Genomic DNA, 18694 nt, shown 5'->3' on the forward strand with positions numbered 1-18694 from the left:
AAATTGTTTCACCTTCACGATGGCCTTTCCTGTGGTGGTTCGTCTTGTTGATTCGTCATCTAGTTGGGAGGGCGTATCATGACCGTGGCCATTAGCATTGGCATATTTCTGTCCATCATTTTGTTTGTGGAGGGAGCCTATTACTGCTACCACCAATATGTGAATCCCCACAATAAGAATCTCAAGCGGCGCTTGCGTGGTGGATCAGGAAGACCGGGAGATCTTCAAAAAACCCAAGAAGCACCCGGAATTCTTCGAAATCGGAAAATGAGTGACATTCCGTGGATCCAAAATTTGTTGGGTTCTATGACCAACTTGGGAGGACTGGAAAAATTGCTCCAACAGGCCAATAGTCAAATGCCTGTTGGCGTGTTTTTCCTCTTATCCGGAGTGCTCGGAGGAGCCGGGTTACTGGTCGCGACCTTTCAAGACTATGGGATGGTTGCTGCCATGGGTCTCAGTCTTATGGGCATGAGTCTTCCTTTGCTTCAGATGAAACGGAAGCGGAAGCGTCGGTTTAAAGAATTTGAACGCCAATTGCCCGAAGCATTGGATTTGATGGCTCGTGCTCTTCGGGCGGGACATGCCTTTTCCGTGGGTATGAAGATGATCGGGGATGAATTTCCGGATCCGATTGGTCCCGAGTTTAGTCGGACTGTTGAGGAAATTTCGTTTGGAATCGATGTCCCTCAGGCGATGAACAATTTAAATGGTCGTGTGATCAGTACCGATTTGAAGTTTTTTGTCACGGCCTTAGTTGTTCAACGAGAAACAGGGGGAAATTTAGCAGAAATTATTGAGGCGATTTCCCGACTCATTCGGCAACGATTTGAGTTACTTGGTCGAGTCAAAGCGCTGTCGGCCGAAGGCCGGATGTCGGGGATTATTTTATTCTGCATGCCGATTGTTATGAGCATTCTGTTGTGGTTCTTGAATGAAGCCTACATGCGTATATTGATTGAGGATGAGATTGGTCAAATGATGGCTCTAGGTTCAGGTCTGTTAATGCTCGTGGGAGCCTATGTGATGAAAAACATGTGCGATATTAAAGTTTAGAGGAATGGCATGATGGATCCATTATTCTTGATCAGTCTTTTGGTCTTTTTGGGGGTTCTCCTTATCGGCTGGGGTGCGTGGAGTTATATGCAGTCTCAGGAAAAGGTCAAAGACTGGAGTATACGGGCCAAGGGGCAATCCCTTTCGCAGAGTTCCTCCCAAAAAAATGACAAGAAAGTTAGTTTAAAAGATCAAGGGATGAAGCTCCTGGAGCGATTGGGTCAGGTTAATAAGCCAAAGGACCAAGCCGTTACCACTCGTTTGCGTGCTTCATTGGCAACCGCAGGGTATCGAAACCCTCGAGCGATTGTGGTGTTTTTGGGGACACGGATTTTTCTGGCTATTCTGCTAGGCCTGGCCTTTCTCGTTTTTGGTTCCGAGGTGATGCAGGGTAAAAATCCCATGTTTTTCCCTATGGTGTTGATTGGTGTCATGATGGTGGGTTTTTATGGCCCCCAACTGTGGTTGAGCAGTGCCATCACTAAACGAAAAGAACGCTTAGTGAATGGGTTTCCCGATGCGTTGGATTTGATGGTGGTATGCGTAGAAGCAGGGTTAGGGCTGGATCAAGCCATTGCCCGGGTGGGGCAGGAAGTCAAGCAAGGCCATCCTGATCTTGGTGATGAGTTTATCTTGTTAAATCTAGAGCTCCGTGCTGGCTTAAGCCGGGAACAAGGACTTCGAAATTTGGTTAATCGGACCAACCTCGACGATATTCGTAGCTTAGTAGCCTTGTTGATCCAGACTGATCGATTTGGTACGAGCATTGGTCAGGCACTTCGAGTTCATTCAGATTCCATGCGGTTAAAACGAAGGCTTAAAGCTGAAGAGCGAGGCGCACAGCTTCCAGTGAAACTCATGATTCCACTTATATTGTTCATATTTCCGGCATTAATGGTAGTGATTATTGGTCCGGGTGCTATCAGCTTAATGCGAAATTTAATGCCGGCTATGGGAGGGTGAACGCCTGAGAGCCAGGAACAAGAGATTCGATAAACATTTCAAGATCATAGAGGATGACAAACCATGGGAGTTCCATTTCACGAAACAATAGAACAAAAAATCTCAACAGCGAATATGGCGGTTGGGTCGATTGTGTTACAGGCGGTAAACGAAACCTTTCAGATGAGGTACACAATGAAGAAGGCGAGCCTCCTCGTATCTGTGTTCATATTAATTAATTTGGGTGCCGTTGGGTGTGCCCAAAAAGAAAAATCCATGTTCACTCTCCAGGATGAACATTACCAGCAAATCATGGAACGACAGAAGGCCGGGATCAATCCGGAATCCCAAGCGCCCGTGGACCTTACTCAGGTCATGAACAGCGACGAGTTTGAAAAACTGGGAGATGCTCATTTACAACAAGGTGATTTTCAGACGGCAAAAATTCAGTATGAAAAAGTGTTAGAGGCTTCGCCCGAGCAGATTCCTGCACGGTACAAGTTGGCAGTGATCTATTTGGAAAAAGGATCCCCTCAGAATGCCTATGACCAATTTCACCGAATCCTGGATTATGATTTGAATTTTGCTCCAGCCTATGAGGGAATGGGTCGGGCCTTGCTGAAGATGGAGAAGGATCAGGAGGCGGAGAAGGAATTCCAGGCGGCCTTAATGTATGACGCTGAAATGTGGACCTCCGAAAATTACCTTGGTATTGTGGCGGATCGGCGTCATGATCATAAAGAGGCGATCCACCTCTATGAAGTCGCCTTGCAGAAGAAGGCAGATGATCCTTCGATCTTGAACAATTTAGGTATGGCGTATTACCTCGATACCCAATATGAAGAGGCGGTCAGAACTTTTCAGCGTGCGGTTCAGGTTGGTGGATCCAACGACAAAATTTCGAACAATCTCGGGTTAGCTCTCACCAAACTTGGGCATTTCGATCTGGCCTACGAAGCCTATGCCCGAGGGATGGATTCGGCCAAGGCCTATAATAACTTGGGTGTGGCATTTTTGGAAGTTGGGAAGTTTGCGCGAGCTTCCCGTTGTTTTGAGAAAGCCATTGAAACCCAACCGACCTTTTACGAAAAAGCCAAAGAGAATTTAATGCTCAGCAATCGAATGCTGGCGAAACTTCCTCTGGTTCAGCAGCAAGCGTTAATCCGACGCGACCCCGTGTGTGTCGGAGCAATTTGACGGGTCTCATTGGTGGAATTGTCCTGGCAATGGCTTCTCCCCAGAATTGATTACCCGGTTTGAGTCATTATTGACTTGGGTGATTGGGAGTGCATTTGGTGTGTAAGAAATGAATTTCCTCTGACAATTAGTTAAAATGATCCTTACGAAGATCCTCTTCGATCCCCCCTCCAGATGGAATTCGCTCCTATCAGGAGGAAAAATCGCTGGTCCTTCCATCCTTTCCCCTCTTCGTATTGAATGTCTATGACCTCAATTGCTCCTGATTTTTAGGCTTATGCGCGTGGTTTGACGGGTAAGCCTTCTAGTTTTCTGGCATGTGCCTTTAACTCGTAAACGTTTGACCGGAGGGAAGGTGTGACACGATTATGTGTCCAAAACCACATGCCGGATATTTGCTTTCTCTTAATTTTCTGTCATCTATGCATTCTTCATTTTCTCTTCCGAAGTCATTAAGAAAATCCAACATAGATGTGGTTATGAAAACTAACGGGAATAGAGTGGCGTCCAGGTCGTTTCCAGACTTGACCGAACGACGACCAGTATAAGGCTTCACTGAATGTTGCCGAACTCAATCTAAATGATATCCGGGGGGCTACACTGATGCAAAAATATTGGGAGACGCATCCTTCAGAGAGTTCATTGAAGGCAGGATTGTTGATTGGTCTAAGCCGTTTCAGCGTAAATTCACTGGATCAAAGTATTAGGACGATAAACTTGTAATGTCTCGGTAGGGAAAAATAAGGAATCTTTTGTCTAAGTCGATTCTGCTCTTTGTGACTGTGTGATATTAAATATGAGGGTTGGGCAGTCCGTCTTTTAGTATGCGACTTGAGTTGGATGGCTTACTAAAAACCATGAGGGTCTTAGGGAGATCAGTGGATTGTTTTACGCTAGTTTCGAGAAAACATGGATTCAAGAGTTTTTGCAAGGTCGAAGATTTTATAGGGTTTGATCAAGATTCCCTGGAATCCATGGTCTTGAAAATGGGACATAATGGGATCGTCTGAATATCCGCTCGTGACAATAGCTTTAATGTGAGGGTCTAAATTCCTAAGATGCTGAATGGCTTTAACTCCTCCCATCGCGCCCGGGATGGTAAGATCAAGAATGACCACTTCGAACTTCATTCCATCAGCCAGTGCCTTAGAAAACAGGTCGATAGCCGTTTGTCCATCCGGGACGCTGACGACATCATAGCCGAACTGCGTTAGCGCATCCTCAACCATACGGCGAATGCTGTGTTCGTCATCCATAACCAGGATCCGTCCTCTGCATTTCCTGGGAATGTTTGAAAGGTGCTGTGCCTCACCTTCCTGGGTGATATATGTGGATGGGATATACACGGTAAAGGTCGTGCCGACTCCGACTTTTGATGTCACGCTGATATGTCCATGGTGCTGCTGGATGATGCTATGGGCCGTGGCTAACCCCAACCCGGACGCGCCCGGTTTGGTGGTATAATACGGATCAAAAATATTTGGCAATTGTCGGGCCTCAATACCGTTCCCCTGATCTTCAAAAGACACTTGCACATAGTTTCCAGGGATGAGTGATGATGAAGGAAGGGCCGAGGGATCTTTCAGTCCTACGTTTTCTACTTTGACGCTTAAGTGACCACCGTGAGGCATGGCCTGTCTGGCATTGAGGGTAATGTTTTGAAAAACCTGCCGGATTTGACCGGGGTCCGCATCAAGAGGCCAAAGGTCATCGGGGATGTCGAAATGACAACTGATTGATGACCCTGATAGGGCAAAAATCGTACTTTTTCGAAGCAGATCTCCTAACGCGATGGATGTCTTTATTGGGGCTCCGCCCTTGGCAAAGGTCAAGAGTTGTTGGGTCAATTCTTTGGCGCGCAAGCAGGCCTGCTCGGCTTGCTCGAGGTTTTGCGTCAGAGGGTCGTTGGACACCATTCGCAATTTGGCCACGAATACGTTCCCCAATATCGTCGTGAGGATATTATTGAAATCGTGAGCCAGCCCTCCCGCCAAGACCCCCAAAGAATTGAGTTTGCTGATTCGTTGTTGTTCTTCCTGGTGACGGGATTGGTCGGTAATATCTCGGAAGACTATCACCGTACCTAGGAGATGGCCGCTATGATCGCGGATCGGTCCCTCTCTCAGGGTAATCTTCCGTTGCCGCCCATGTTTGGTCAATAATTGATGAGGGGCATCCAACTCAGAGAGGACAAGGGTTCTGGAAGAAAACTGCAAAGACGGCTCCTCATCATTTTTTTGGCTATCACCGGTCAGACGGAAAATTTCTTGGAATGGTCGATGCAAGGCTTCCTGGGTTGTCCATTCGGTGATCTGTTCCGCCAAAGGGTTTAAGAAAGAAATGCGTCCCTCTCGATCAGTTGTGACGATGCCTTCCGCGACTGATTGAAGCGTGGTGACCAGATGATCCTTTTCAGCAATGAGGGCATGTTCGAGGCGTTTCCGGTCTGAAATATCTCGAATGATAAAGCCGTAATGGGTGTCCATGCCGACTTTCCAACTGGTGGAAGAAATTTCCAAGGGAAATGATTCGCCGCTTTTCCGTAGGCCGGTGAGTTCCAAGGGCTGCTGAAGAGGAAAGGTCGAAGTTCGACCATAACTGATATCTCCCAGTCCTTTCCGGTACATGTCTCGATAGCCTTCTTCCAGTAGGGTGACAATCGAGTGTCCAAGGACCTCGTCAGGCTGATAACCAAAGATGGACTCGGCGGCAGGATTCCACGAGACAATGGTTCCGTGTAAATCGGCAGAAATGATCCCTTCATGGGCGGAGTCCACCAGCGAGGAAAATTGAGAATGGAGTTCGGTCATTGTTTGGCTGACCCGCACATGATGCGTGATATCCAGGCCATATCCCCGCACGAGACCTTTTTCCTGGAGAGGCGAAAATGTCCAATCAAAGTGGTGATGCTCAACAATGACCGTGAGACCTCTGATGGGGGTTGTGGTTTTGAGGCATCCCAGGGCGAGTTGTGTCAGTGTGGCTGGAAGTACCATTGGCACACCGTCTTCCCGAAATCCATAGGTATCGAGGAGGCGGATCATGGAAGGGTTGGCATAGGCCAGGTGTCCCTGCGCGTCCACTTCCACGATAGGATTCGGGCTTTCTTCTGGCATCGACGCAAGGTGTTGATGCGCTTCGTGTTGCCGGAGTTCCTGGCTGAGATCACGAAAAATAATCAGCGCACCTGAGTGGCGTGGGTTTGTCAGTGGTGTTGATTGGAATTCCACCCAACGGGTTTCCCCACTTGGCCGTCGGATCAAGAGTTGAGGCCTCCATATGGATTTTCCCGTGGTGATCGATCTTGCGATGGGGCAATGTTCCTCTTGTGTGACAAGATCAATATGCAGACATTCCGCGTGTGCATGAAAGGATTGCCCGAGGCACGAGGTTTCGGTTCGATGAAGAATCCTGGCGCCTTCCAGGTTGAGGGAAAGAATCTGGCCTTGGGTATCCACGTGGCAGATGCCAATGTTGATGGAGTCCATCAGGGTATGCACAAAGGCTTGGGATGAACGTAATGCCGTCTCTAATCCAGGGATGTCCATTTGTTTGAGTTCTTGAAAAAAAATGTTGCCGATCCACTCAGCGATTCCTTCCTATCATAGCGACGACATGGTTTGAACGATACCTCGTCTTACCATAAGGCTTCAAGGATGTTCGACATATCCCATCCTTCCCGGATAGGGTCCAAGGCTTTTTCAATTGATCGATGAGGGGTTGTTGGGCTTTGTGCCGCCAAATCAATGATTTCCTGCTCAGGGTAGGGTTGGTCCAAAGAGTCCTTGAGTAATTTAATGGTAGGGGTCATTCGACTATGACTAGAAACCCACACAACGACGGCCTGTTCGCCGGTATTCAGCCGAACGAGGGAACCAATAGGATACACCCCTAAAAGTTGAATTAATCGTTGGACGAGAAACAGATGGTATTGCCCTCCGACAGCAGCCTGATACAGCTCGGATAAAGCCCGGGCAGGTGGCACGGGTGGACAGCTGCATCGTCCACTAATTTGCGCGTCATACGTATCGGCAATGCTCAGTATTTGGGTGAGTTCCGAAATCTGAAGGCCTCGTAATCCCCTGGGGTAACCGGATCCGTCAAGCCGCTCATGGTGTTCCAAGACCATCCGTTTCGACTCGTCAGGAATATCGGGGTATTGCTTAAGAATGGCCACGCCCATTTCACAATGCGCCTGCATAAGTTTCTGTTCTTGCGGTGTGAATCGTTCCACCTTACGGATCATATTCAACGGGAGACGAAGTTGTCCGATGTCGTGAAGAAGAGCGGCAAGCCCAACGAGTTTTAATTGTGTCGGATCGCAGCCGTGTTCTTGTCCGATGGCCATGGCTAACATTCCCGTGTCTACCCCATGAGAGGCCAGATTAGGATCGAAGCGACGCATTTGAATCAGCGACACCATGGCGGCCTGGTGGTCTAAAATTCCATCAAGCAGGATGCTGACCACACTTCGAACTTCCTGGATGTGTTGGGGAGTGGGCGTCTCCATTTGACGGAAAAATACCTCCATAGTGGAGATAGCTTCTGCGCGGAGGAGACGCGCGGCCTCAATATCTTCCGGATTGGGACCTGAACCTACCCTGGAGGATGTTAACGAGATTGAGGGAGAAAGGTCTTGGTCCCCTGACGTGTGCTGAACGTCACTCAACTCGGCAAGATCGCATCCCTTCTCGGTGTCAATCTGGACTTCCTTAATTCCATAATTGCGCAATAGGGCAATCTCATCCTCTCGTTTGATCGTCCATTTGTGACGGAGAAATGGGGTTTTAAACCATGATCGGTCCATGCCCGTGATATACATCCCAGGCCGCAGGTCATGAATAGAAATACGTTTATTCATGGTGCAAGGTTGGGCAAAAGGGGATAAAAAACGCACCAGATGAGATGTGAGATGTACAGATGGGTACCAATCAACCGGGGACTGGATAGAATCGCGCCAATGGTAACGATATTCCCGTAAAAGGGCAAGAGAGGGCCGGCATTTAGAAGGAAAACAGGAGAAGGATTAGGAGGAGCGTTTGAGAATTCGATCAATGCGGCCGGCAATCTCCGTCGCTTCCTCCTGGTGACCTTCAGCCAGTAGGAGGGCATGGTAAGTTTGCAGGGTGGAGAGTAATTGCGGGGCAGAAAGTCCCCAGGATTTTTCACGAATGGCTAAGGCTCGTTTGAGAAGTGGGCGGGCCATCTCCAATTGGTTTTTCCGCTGATATAACGAGGCGAGGGCAGCCAAAGGATCGGCCATCCGAGGATGTTCAGAACCCAGAGATTGAGCCAGCAGGGGCAAGGCTTCCCAGTAATAGGCTTCGGCCTGAATCTCTTGTCCTTCTAACCGGGCGACCTCTCCCAACTGATAAATCACCAGGGCATATCGTTCATCCGTGGGCCCCTGTTTTCGAACCGTTGGTAACAGACGATGAAGCAGGTCTTTGGCTTCTTGTAATTGTCCACGGGAGAGAGCCGCATGGACCTGCTTCCATTGCCGATCCCATTCGGACGATGTCGGGCACCCGGTAAGCAGGCCGATGAGACCTGCAAGCAGCCACCCTATAATCAATGTTCGGTTTGCGATGTGGTTCATAAGTGTCGGACGCGTCTTCACATCTCACTAAAGGCACAAGCGACTGAAGGAAACCTCGCGGTAGAATGTGGCAACCATCATGGGAAAATCCTGTGACATTCTGGACATTTTCTGTCACTCTTTGTAGGGTACCCCGGTGCAGAACCCGTGACGGAGATGAAGATGCTTGACCAGGTATTGCGATATTGCCAGCATGACGTGTGGAAGGAAGATGTCAATGCGTTAACGGGTTTTCGACAGTTCGGGGTCAAGGCTCTGCGTCTGGTATTGGTGGCGGTCGCCGAATTTCAGGAAAGTGTCCTGAGTATTCGAGCCACCAGTTTGGTCTATACCACTCTCCTCTCCCTGGTTCCGTTTCTAGCCGTTACCTTTTCGGTTCTCAAAGCCTTTGGCATTCATCAAAAGATCCAACCGATTCTGGCGCAAGCGTTGGATCCGCTTGGCCCCAAAGGAATCGAGATTACCACGAATATCATCCAGTTTGTCGACAACATGAAAGTTGGGGTCTTGGGAGCGGTGGGCATTGCGGGACTGTTCTATACGACATATTCCCTGATTGAAAAAATTGAAGAGGCACTGAACTCGATTTGGCGAGTTGAAGCAGGGCGTCCGTTGGCCAGAAGGGTTACCGATTATTTAAGCGTCGTGCTCGTGGGTCCTGTGTTTGTCTTTACCGCCTTCGGGCTCACTGCCTCGGCGCAAAGTCATTGGCTTGTCCAAAAAATTCTGGAAGTCCAGCCGCTTGGCCATCTGATGGTCGTGCTCACCAATCTGCTGCCCTTCTTTTTTATGTGCCTGGTGTTTACGTTTCTCTACAAGTTTCTGCCCTATACAAAAGTCAATTTTAACTCAGCGCTGATCGGGGGGGTGACGGCAGGGCTGCTCTGGCAAGTGGCCGGATTGGCGTTTGCATCATTTGTCGTAGGGACAGGAAGATATAGCGCCATATACTCTGGATTTGCCGTGCTTATTCTCTTTCTCATTTGGCTCTATGTCGGATGGCTCATTGTGCTGGCAGGAGCGCAAGTCGCCTATTATCATCAGCATCCATCTGCATACCTCTTACATTTAGGTCGAAAACATCAGACTCCACTCTTTCGAGAATACCTCACCCTGTCATTGCTCACTCATATTACCCGCCGGTTTTTATCAGGGAAGCCACCTCTTAGGGCAGAGCAGTTAGCCCGCGCACAAGGTGTGCCTCTTACGTTGGTGGAATCGCTCATCGATGATCTGGTAAAAGGCCAGATGGTCGTGAAAGGCGATAAACCCAAAGGGTTGGTATTGGCGCAGGCACCAGAAAATATTCCGGTGGTCGAGGTGTTACGGGTGGTTCAGCATCAACTCCATGATGGGCCCCAGGCATTTACAGTGGGTTCAGATTCCATTAGTCGGGTCCTTATACGCCGGGATGCGGCGGTGAAAGCCGCATTGGAAGGCATGACGTTGCGGGATTTAGTACGACGTCAACCTGAAGTCGTTGAAGAAGAAAACGGAATGGACCAGGCCCAGGGTGAAGATCCCGGTGGGGCAGCTCACCCCGAGTCGGAGGGTGAGATTCCCGGTCCTCCAAACTATCTCCAAGAAACCAGACAACCCGATCCTCCTGTTGTCAGGAAAGGGAGGGCAAGGTCATGAACGTGTGTTGATAAGGGTAAGAGGATGAATATGTGGATTATCCCCGGTGCGCCTCTCAATAATGGCCAAGGCTGGCGGATTTGGTGTTCGCAAAAAGGGGAAGGCAGTTTTGTTCCACCCGCTATTGAAGTGCGACAAGGTGGTACCATGGTCCCCGTTCACACTGAATGGAAGCTGTTGCCGCCATTATCAGGGCTGAAACGACGGATGGGGATAATGTCTGTGCGATTACAAAACACCCCGCCACCAGAAGGTGCACTTTTTGAGATCCAGGCTGGAACTAACAATGACGCCGAAGTTCAAACGTTTTCCTGGTCGACCCTTCCTCAGAACGTTACTGACAAAGGGGTCACGTTTCTCTTTTCCTCCTGTTTTTGGCAGAACAACGACCGGGATGGATATTACCGCGCAGGCATGAGGGAGTTGAAAATATTATGTCAGCCGCATTTTAAAATGCTGATTGGAGACCAAGTCTATCTTGACTGGCCCCTTTATTGGGATATTGCTGATAAGGAGGCGATTCAACTTTTTGGAAAACGATATCGGCAATATTGGGAAGACGAACATTACCGGGAAGTCCTTCAACTCAACCCAAATTTTATCACGTGTGATGATCACGAATATTGGAACGATTATCCTGAAAAGCAAAAACATCTGATTCAGGCATGGGATGATTCACATCGCAATACCTATGGTCCTGTTGCTGATGAACTCTATTATCAATACCAGCAATGCCTGAATCCTGATGAAGCCCGCTGGTATTCTTTTGGTATTGATCCCGTTTCTTTTTTTATTACCGATACCCGGTCCACACGGGGGGAGTGCCGCGACAAAGGAGCCGGACATTTCATTTTGGACGATCAATGGAAAGCATTAGAAGACTGGCAACAGGGGTTGCAGGGGCCTGGCGTGCTGGTATTAGGTCAACCTCTTTTTCAAAAAGACGGGAATTACAAAGATCATTCTTTATCCAATTTCAAGGAAGATTACGCCCGACTCTGGCGCGTGATTGAGCGGAGTTTAGGCGGAAAGAACACGCAGGGAATGCCACACGACATTTTGATCCTTTCGGGGGATATTCACACCGGCCGATATGCTGAAGCCCATGGTCCTTTCCCCGATGCGCCTTATGGCGTGCCGGAATTCATCGCCTCTCCCGCCGCGATGATTAGTCCGGGGAATACTCGACCGGAGGCGCCCCCTCAACGAATTCGGGTCAAGCCGAATGCCCAGGGCGATGAATCCGTCTGGAACATTGATCCACAGAAAAATGTCGAGATCATGACCATTCAGAACAATGTCGGTATTGTGCGGATGTTTCCCGGCAGCCAGATGGGAGGAACGCCTCGCGTGCGATTCGAGCTGGAATTGTGGCGGTTGCCGGCTAAACGCATAGAATTGGATTGGGATGAAGTCCCTCCTCCTCAAGGAGAAGGAGGTCCATTAGAGTGTGTCTTTAAGAAGGAGTTGCTGCTTCGTTAGCGGAACGTAAGATTTTCACAGAACCAAGTCATCCATTCAGATTGTTCTTCGAGTGATGTGACGAAAGGAATTCATCATGCGCCATTCTCAAACCTCAACCAGAAATCCGGCCATCAAAGACTGGACCAGCAAATATGGCAAACGCACCAACCTGCAATTTTTTAATGATGCGTTTGCCGCCTTGCAAAAACAGGACATCGGCAATCGTGGATTGATGACTGTGGGGTTGATCGGCAGTCGGGACCTTCCCGGACATACGTTGCGTACGGCACAGTCGATGTTGCGTTGGGATTTACGCCCGAGTTTCTGGTCGCATGTGTTTGTGGTGGCCGAACCTGTGACCTCTCGCACGTCGTTGCGGTCTCTGCCGATTCTTGAAGTTCCCCTGCATTCACGCAACGGGATGTTCCCAAGGCCGGAATGTAACGGCATTAATGAAGGCACATTAGGCCTGTATGAGGACAAGGATATCGATGCAAATGTCGGACTTGTGGCTGCCAGTATGACGGATGAGGAGGCCAAAAAGCTTAAAAAGCGCGCGAGAGATTGGAATCAGGATCGTGTCCGTTACAACTTTTGGGAGATGTTGGGAGTCTGGCAAAGCTATCTCTGGTCCCAAGGGGCCAAGCGCAATCCATTGCGGGAGGGTATGCCCATCGCTGCCTCGTCGTATATTGAATTTATTTTTGAAGGGGTGGGTTTGGGTGTGACACCGGGTACCTCCGAGCGCAATAGCGCCCCCGAGCACCTCTGGAATGCGGCCTGCTGGTGGCACAAGGCCTTCAAGGAGCAAGACCGGAAAGTGGCCGGGATGTTTGTCGCGCGTGACCGAGGGTGTGCCATGGCCAGCTGCGACGAATAGGTTCCTATTTATAGGGACCTAACTTTGAATGTCGTGGGTGTTATCCCCCAATTTCCGCAGGAGTTTGCGGGATCCATCGGAAAAATTGAGGATCGATTCCCGATGGAAGGTGTTGGGATTGATACCCTGTTTTCCTTAGTGCGGCCGATTCCCAGGGTTTTCCTTTCTCCTTTTTTAATGAGGCTTTTTTCTGAAGAAGACAAAGTAGCGAGGTGGGGTAGAAGTGTGATGTGGCTTATGAACTATAATAAGACACTTTACAATTGTTGACGGTACGGCCTTGATCTTTCCACCTCTCCCAACGGTATTTTGCATTTGGTAGGGGGCGACCTCTCCTTACAAATGGGGTGATGGATTCGAGAGGATGAAAATGTGGTGAAAATCGGATTAATTCAATTGGCTTGCTCCACTAATCCTGCTGAGAATCTGGAGCGAGCAGTAGGGAAGGTCGGGGAAGCGGCGCGAAATGGGGCGCAGGTTATCTGTCTGCCTGAGTTGTTTCGCTCCCAATACTTTTGCCAGAAAGAGGATACCGCTCTGTTTGATTTGGCAGAATCCGTGCCGGGGCCTTCCACAGAGGCCTTAGCCAAAATTGCCAAATCCCATCGTGTGACGATTTTGGTGTCGTTGTTCGAGCGAAGGACGGCAGGAGTGTACCACAATTCCATTGCCGTGGTGGACGAGCGGGGAGAGATAGCCGGCCTGTATAGAAAGATGCACATTCCGGATGATCCTGCCTATTACGAAAAGTTTTATTTCACTCCTGGGGATCGGGGTTTTCAGGGGATCAAGACGACTCACGCTGTGGTTGGGCCGTTGATCTGTTGGGATCAATGGTATCCGGAAGGTGCGCGGATGACGGCCCTGCAGGGAGCGGAAATTTTATTTTACCCCACGGCCATTGGTTGGCATCCCAAAGAAAAATCAGAAGAGGGTCAGGCGCAACGCGATGCCTGGATGACGATCCAACGCAGTCATGCCATTGCGAACGGTGTGTTTGTGGTGGCCGTGAATCGTGTCGGTCATGAGGCTCCGGCCGGAGGTGATGGCCTGGAGTTTTGGGGTAGTTCGTTTGTCTGTGATCCTTTTGGGGTGGTGCTTGCGCAGGCGTCTATTGAGAAAGAAGACACGCTGGTGGTGGATATTGATCTCAAGCGCATTGAAGAAGTCCGCCGGAACTGGCCTTTTCTTCGCGATCGCCGCATTGATGCGTATGGGGGGATCACGAAGCGATTTATGGATGAGTCTCATTAATCCGGCCTTTGTACAAATTTGCGGTGCTGACCCTTACCCTAGGCCTTTTCTTTGAGGCCGAGCTCTTTTAGGAAGAGGGAAGCGCTGTACCTTCCAAATGGGTAGCATGTTTTCCAATCTTCCAATTTTCCTCCTCCCTTTGGGGAAAGGATCAGGGTGAGGGAAGAGATGAAGCGGATTGCACCGAGATGGCGATCCATTGCGGCAAGGCTGCGTGGGAATCAATCGGATGCTGAACAACGGCTCTGGGGCCGGATTCGAGATGGTCAGATTAAGGAATGGAAGTTCAGGCGGCAACATCCAATCGGTGGGAGTGTTGTTGATTTCTGTTGTTTGGAAGGGATGCTGATTATTGAACTGGAAGGGGAACAACATCCAGAACAGAAAAAAGCTGATGAGGAGTGCATCAATTATTTGACGACGTTGGGTTTTCGGGTCCTTAGATTTTGCCATGATGATGTTCTAACGAAGACTGATGATGTGGTGAAGGAGATTGTGAGAGTCATGGAACGTTCTGAAGGCTTTGCCCCTATCCCTGACCTTGCCCTCTCCTCGAGGCCAAACTCTTCCAGGGAGAAGGACACGGAGGTTTTTTCGCCTGGTACTTTTTCCTTTCAAGAGAAAAATCCTCATAGAGAGAGTAGGGCTGAGTTAGGATTGAGAATGCCCGCAGAGTGGGAACGGCACGAGGCGACTTGGCTGGGATGGCCCCATAATACGAAAGATTGGCCTGGGAAAATGGGAGCGATCTCTTGGGTGTATGGGGAAATGGTCCGGAGGCTGTCTTTAGGAGAATTTGTTCGGATTCTCGTGAATGACAAAGACCATGAATTGAAAGCCAGACGGGTGTTGGACAAAGTTGGGGTCGATATGACCCGTATTCAATTTTTTCGTGTTCCGACCAATCGAGGGTGGGCGCGTGACTTTGGCCCCATTTTCGTAAAACGGGACCAGTCTGATCTTCAGGTGGCCATTGCCCGTTTTCGTTTTACAGCCTGGGCCAAGTATCCGGATTGGCAATTGGATGATCGTATTCCGGTTCGATTAGGCCGGAAACTTAAGATTCCCGTGGTCCCTGTTGAGCGAAATGGTGGAGGGGTGGTTCTGGAGGGTGGCGCCATCGATGTGAATGGCCAAGGAACGTTGTTGACCACGGAAGAATGTGTGTTGGATGAGCAGGTCCAGGTAAGGAATCCCGGGTTTTCCCGACAGGAATATGAGGAAGTGTTTGGCACACATTTAGGCATTTCCCAGGTTCTCTGGTTAGGACAAGGCATTGCCGGTGACGATACGCATGGGCATGTTGATGATGTATGCCGGTTTGTGGATCCCTATACGGTGGTGCTGTGTCAGGAATCCAATCCAGCCGATGAAAACTATCGGCCCTTGGCTGAAAATGCCGAGCGATTAGAGGGAATGCGGGTGGAAGACGGGAGAAAGTTACTGGTGGTTCCCTTGCCGATGCCTGAGCCGCTCTATTTTGAGGGACGACGGCTACCTGCCAGTTATGCCAATTTTTATATCGGGAATGCTGTCGTGTTGGTGCCGACCTTTAATGATCCCCACGATCGGGTGGCAGTGGGGATTATGTCTGACCTGTTTCCTGATCGAACTGTGGTAGGTATTCATGCCGTGGATCTGGTCTGGGGATTTGGGACCATTCATTGCTTGACGCAACAACAGCCAGCCTCTGATTAATTATCGATCCTCATGGAGCGTTCATGAATACCTCTTCCCCTGCGGCCGATCCTTTGATTCTTCCTTCGCCTGTTCGAATCGGATGGATTGGTGTCGGAGTAATGGGCGCGCCAATGTGCGAACATCTCCTTCGTGCGGGGTATGCGTTGACGGTATTTACCCGCACCCCTTCTAAAGCGCAGGTGTTGTTGGATCAAGGCGCCCGGTGGGCAGAATCTCCGGTTGCCGTAGCTGCGGGAGCCGATGTGGTTTGTACAATGGTGGGTTTTCCTCAGGATGTTCGTCAGATTTATCTCCAACCAGATGGACTGCTGCCGCAGGCTCGCCCTGGTCAGGTTTTCGTGGATTTCACCACTTCTGAGCCGACGCTGGCTCGTGAATTAGCCAGGGTGGCCGCTTCAAAATCCGCATCGGCTCTGGATGCGCCGGTTTCTGGCGGTGACGTTGGGGCCAGAGATGGCAAGTTGTCCATTATGGTGGGTGGAGATTTAATGACATTTGAAGCGGTCAGGTCGATTTTGTCCGTGTTTGGCAGAACCGTAGTGTATCAAGGCCAAGCAGGATGCGGGCAGCATGCCAAACTCTGTAATCAAATAACGATTGCGGGCACGATGATCGGTGTGTGTGAAGCGTTATTGTATGCCCACAAAGCCGGGTTGGATGGTGAAATCTTGTTGCGTTCCATATCCAGAGGGGCTGCGGGATGCTGGACACTTGACCATCTGGCACCTCGGATATTGAAACGGGATTTTGAGGCCGGATTTTTTGTGGAACATTTTATTAAGGATATGGGTATGGCGTTAGATGAAGCCAAGCGAATGGGCTTACTTCTGACAGGGCTTTCACTGGTTCGAAAGCTCTATGTTGCGATTCAAGCCAATGGTCACGGGCGTTCCGGGACGCATGCGTTGTTGTTGGCGCTGGAAGATCTATCTCCGACTTTTTTACCTGCAGATACCTCTCCTTCCGCTTTGTCAAAGTAGTGCAAATCCCTATCCGCATTTTCTCCAAGGTTTATTCCTATGAATACGGGCCAGGCTCCCGCTCTGCTGGACTAATGCTCGGTCGTGACGAAAATACGCATTAGCTTTTTTCGGCCAATGTTCCTAGAAATAAAATTGCTAACCCGAGTCTTTTCTTTTGTGTTTTATCTTCGTTATCTCTTTCCCTTGATCCTGCCTCACTGTGGTTGGTGAATTTTGACGGGTGGGGAGTACGATTTTTTTCTGAAGGGTGGGTCTTTGATGTCATGCTGATGGGGTGAGTACTGTGGATGTTGAGGGGGTGAATGGGGGAAGGCATGGGCAGTTCCCGAGCTTGTGCTTCATTCAGGAGAAACGCGACCGAGAGGGCCAGGCCTGTGAGGCCTACGAGACGCCATATTTTTGTGGTCTGATGCTGGCGGATCTGTTCCATTTTGAGCCCTCCGTTCCGCCACTGATGCGGCGAGACATCTTTGGGTAATACTCGGGCCAGTATCGACATTATTGTTTGAAACTTGCGGGAGGGCTTAGTGGTGGTTGTTCCTCGACATTGCCGTGGATTGCAGGTTATTTCAACGGGAACCTGTTCTTCCTGGTTGGACTGAGGGAGTACTCGCTAACTGACCGACGGACAGGGATGGCTACAACGCCATCCAATTTTCCAGGGCAGAATCAAGGTCAATGCCGACTTGTTCGGGGGCAAGGACCCGCACAATTTCTGGCCGTGATTCATGAGAGGAGAGTACAGAGATGTTGAACGGGATCGGTTCAGGCAAGGGTTGATGAATTGCGTCCTGGATAAGGAGGATCGTGGGTTGCAGCAGATCATCTCTTGAGTTCGCTGTGACGATTCCCCGTTCTCCGGTACTCAATTCCACCAGAGCATAGGTGGGATAGATTCCAATAAGATTAATGAATGTCGCCACTAATGCGCCATCTAAAAGCCCTTTCTTGCCTTGTTGATATAACGATTGGAGGGCGCTTCTGACCGGGAGGGGCTTCCCTGTGTGATGACCGGTTAATAGTTCATCATATTCGTCGACAATACGGAGGATTCGACTGGATGTTTGAATTTTGGCTGGATCACTATTCGCAGGGTATCCAGTGCCATCCAGGGCAATATGATGTTCCCGGATTAACGTATCAACCTCGTCCGAGAGACTCGACTGTTGGGACAGTATCTCCACTCCCCGATGGGGATGTTTATGGTACAGGACTAATTCTGCGTCAGATAACTGGTTGATCGGTCGGTGAAGGACTTGTGGAATGTTCAAGAGCCCAGCGTCATGGAGAAGGCCCGCGCTTGCCAGGTGTTGTAACGCTGTATTGTCCAACCCCACAGCTCGTCCCAATAACACGGCTAATGTGCTGACCGCAAGTGCATGCTCGAATAAGGCGGGAGAAAAGTCTCTGGTCCGAATCATTGCGATACAGGCTTCTTCATGTCGGAGGGATTCGGCCATGACGGATTCAGTGATCTGATGAACCTGTTCCATGGCGAGCCGTCCGGTTTTTTGCAGTGTGTGGAGGATATCCTGGATGCCTTCAAGTATATACACCCTCACCATTTTCATCGTGGTAAGTTCACCGGATAAGGATTTTCCCTTAACAGAGGGTGAAAGGTGGTCAAGTCGTGCGGCTTCGGGCGGGCGGGAGGAATCAGGTATGGGTGAATTCGGGGTGGATGAGACATCATCATGGGTGTGCGGTGGTTTAGAATCTTGTAATACATCAAGCCCACGATCAGTATCAATGGTGATTTCTTGAATTCCAGCCTGTTCTAATTTGGCAATATCGCTCGAAGATTTGATGAGAAACCGGTGCACGAGGAATGGTGTCTTGAGCCATGAACGGTCGATTCCACAAAGGTACATTCCCACTTGAGCGGAAGTTGTTGGAATTCGTTTGATGGCCATATGTACTCCGATGAGGAGTTCTTAGGAAGGAAATTTCATTTCTTCCTTGTGGGGAATGCCTGGTGTC

The 18694-nt window shown here is 49.7% G+C and carries 14 protein-coding genes; 9 read left to right on the plus strand and 5 right to left on the minus strand.

What is annotated here, in order from left to right:
- The first annotated feature begins 78 nt into the window (after positions 1–78).
- The 3 genes from PP769_RS08505 (at position 79) to PP769_RS08515 (ending at position 3195) form a co-directional block, all read left to right on the plus strand.
- The gene (locus tag PP769_RS08505; RefSeq protein WP_312646628.1) at positions 79–1056 is read left to right on the plus strand and encodes a type II secretion system F family protein; all 978 of its coding nucleotides are present in this window, start codon (positions 79–81) and stop codon (positions 1054–1056) included.
- Positions 1057–1065: 9 nt separating this feature from the next.
- Positions 1066–2019 carry a type II secretion system F family protein gene (locus tag PP769_RS08510; RefSeq protein ID WP_312646629.1) on the plus strand — a complete coding sequence of 318 codons (954 nt, stop codon included), beginning with the start codon at positions 1066–1068 and terminating at the stop codon, positions 2017–2019.
- 174 nt (positions 2020–2193) lie between these two features.
- The gene (locus PP769_RS08515; RefSeq protein ID WP_312646630.1) at positions 2194–3195 is read left to right on the plus strand and encodes a tetratricopeptide repeat protein; all 1002 of its coding nucleotides are present in this window, start codon (positions 2194–2196) and stop codon (positions 3193–3195) included.
- A gap of 893 nt (positions 3196–4088) precedes the next feature.
- Here PP769_RS08515 and PP769_RS08520 read toward each other — a convergent pair.
- From PP769_RS08520 to PP769_RS08530, 3 genes are all read right to left on the minus strand, one after another.
- A complete protein-coding gene (locus PP769_RS08520) occupies positions 4089–6743 on the minus strand; it encodes a hybrid sensor histidine kinase/response regulator (protein ID WP_312646632.1) in 2655 nt (884 codons plus the stop codon).
- A gap of 89 nt (positions 6744–6832) precedes the next feature.
- The gene (locus PP769_RS08525) at positions 6833–8056 is read right to left on the minus strand and encodes a cyclic di-GMP phosphodiesterase (RefSeq protein WP_312646634.1); all 1224 of its coding nucleotides are present in this window, start codon (positions 8054–8056) and stop codon (positions 6833–6835) included.
- 165 nt (positions 8057–8221) lie between these two features.
- Positions 8222–8794 (minus strand): tetratricopeptide repeat protein, encoded by a 573-nt coding sequence (locus tag PP769_RS08530; RefSeq protein ID WP_312646636.1) that lies wholly within the window; start codon positions 8792–8794, stop codon positions 8222–8224.
- Positions 8795–8956: 162 nt separating this feature from the next.
- Here PP769_RS08530 and PP769_RS08535 point away from each other — a divergent pair, with 162 nt between their 5' ends.
- The 6 genes from PP769_RS08535 (at position 8957) to PP769_RS08560 (ending at position 16711) form a co-directional block, all read left to right on the plus strand.
- Positions 8957–10432 (plus strand): YhjD/YihY/BrkB family envelope integrity protein, encoded by a 1476-nt coding sequence (locus PP769_RS08535; RefSeq protein ID WP_312646640.1) that lies wholly within the window; start codon positions 8957–8959, stop codon positions 10430–10432.
- Between the two features lie 24 nt (positions 10433–10456).
- The gene (locus PP769_RS08540) at positions 10457–11914 is read left to right on the plus strand and encodes an alkaline phosphatase D family protein (RefSeq protein ID WP_312646641.1); all 1458 of its coding nucleotides are present in this window, start codon (positions 10457–10459) and stop codon (positions 11912–11914) included.
- Positions 11915–11990: 76 nt separating this feature from the next.
- Positions 11991–12776 carry a hypothetical protein gene (locus PP769_RS08545; protein ID WP_312646642.1) on the plus strand — a complete coding sequence of 262 codons (786 nt, stop codon included), beginning with the start codon at positions 11991–11993 and terminating at the stop codon, positions 12774–12776.
- A gap of 375 nt (positions 12777–13151) precedes the next feature.
- Positions 13152–14030, plus strand: coding sequence for a carbon-nitrogen hydrolase (locus tag PP769_RS08550; RefSeq protein WP_312646643.1), 879 nt, complete (start codon positions 13152–13154; stop codon positions 14028–14030).
- Between the two features lie 168 nt (positions 14031–14198).
- On the plus strand, positions 14199–15728 hold the full coding sequence (locus PP769_RS08555; protein WP_312646644.1) for an agmatine deiminase family protein: 1530 nt from the start codon (positions 14199–14201) through the stop codon (positions 15726–15728).
- Positions 15729–15751: 23 nt separating this feature from the next.
- Positions 15752–16711, plus strand: coding sequence for an NAD(P)-dependent oxidoreductase (locus PP769_RS08560; protein ID WP_312646645.1), 960 nt, complete (start codon positions 15752–15754; stop codon positions 16709–16711).
- Positions 16712–16811: 100 nt separating this feature from the next.
- Here PP769_RS08560 and PP769_RS08565 read toward each other — a convergent pair whose 3' ends face one another.
- Together PP769_RS08565 and PP769_RS08570 are read right to left on the minus strand one after the other, a co-directional pair.
- A complete protein-coding gene (locus PP769_RS08565) occupies positions 16812–17144 on the minus strand; it encodes a hypothetical protein (protein WP_312646647.1) in 333 nt (110 codons plus the stop codon).
- A 208-nt stretch (positions 17145–17352) separates the two neighbouring features.
- Positions 17353–18627 (minus strand): cyclic di-GMP phosphodiesterase, encoded by a 1275-nt coding sequence (locus PP769_RS08570; RefSeq protein ID WP_312646649.1) that lies wholly within the window; start codon positions 18625–18627, stop codon positions 17353–17355.
- Positions 18628–18694 lie beyond the last annotated feature (67 nt).

It is taken from the genome of Candidatus Nitrospira allomarina, assembly GCF_032050975.1.
Lineage (GTDB): Bacteria > Nitrospirota > Nitrospiria > Nitrospirales > UBA8639 > Nitrospira_E > Nitrospira_E allomarina.

Bases quoted from the DNA above. Each gene is read 5' to 3' on its own strand.
- PP769_RS08505 (WP_312646628.1), top strand. From the start codon at position 79: ATGACCGTGGCCATTAGCATTGGCATATTTCTGTCCATCATTTTGTTT.
- PP769_RS08510 (WP_312646629.1), top strand. From the start codon at position 1,066: ATGATGGATCCATTATTCTTGATCAGTCTTTTGGTCTTTTTGGGGGTT.
- PP769_RS08515 (WP_312646630.1), top strand. From the start codon at position 2,194: ATGAAGAAGGCGAGCCTCCTCGTATCTGTGTTCATATTAATTAATTTG.
- PP769_RS08520 (WP_312646632.1), bottom strand. From the start codon at position 6,743: ATGGACATCCCTGGATTAGAGACGGCATTACGTTCATCCCAAGCCTTT.
- PP769_RS08525 (WP_312646634.1), bottom strand. From the start codon at position 8,056: ATGAATAAACGTATTTCTATTCATGACCTGCGGCCTGGGATGTATATC.
- PP769_RS08530 (WP_312646636.1), bottom strand. From the start codon at position 8,794: ATGAACCACATCGCAAACCGAACATTGATTATAGGGTGGCTGCTTGCA.
- PP769_RS08535 (WP_312646640.1), top strand. From the start codon at position 8,957: ATGCTTGACCAGGTATTGCGATATTGCCAGCATGACGTGTGGAAGGAA.
- PP769_RS08540 (WP_312646641.1), top strand. From the start codon at position 10,457: ATGAATATGTGGATTATCCCCGGTGCGCCTCTCAATAATGGCCAAGGC.
- PP769_RS08545 (WP_312646642.1), top strand. From the start codon at position 11,991: ATGCGCCATTCTCAAACCTCAACCAGAAATCCGGCCATCAAAGACTGG.
- PP769_RS08555 (WP_312646644.1), top strand. From the start codon at position 14,199: ATGAAGCGGATTGCACCGAGATGGCGATCCATTGCGGCAAGGCTGCGT.
- PP769_RS08560 (WP_312646645.1), top strand. From the start codon at position 15,752: ATGAATACCTCTTCCCCTGCGGCCGATCCTTTGATTCTTCCTTCGCCT.
- PP769_RS08565 (WP_312646647.1), bottom strand. From the start codon at position 17,144: ATGGAACAGATCCGCCAGCATCAGACCACAAAAATATGGCGTCTCGTA.
- PP769_RS08570 (WP_312646649.1), bottom strand. From the start codon at position 18,627: ATGGCCATCAAACGAATTCCAACAACTTCCGCTCAAGTGGGAATGTAC.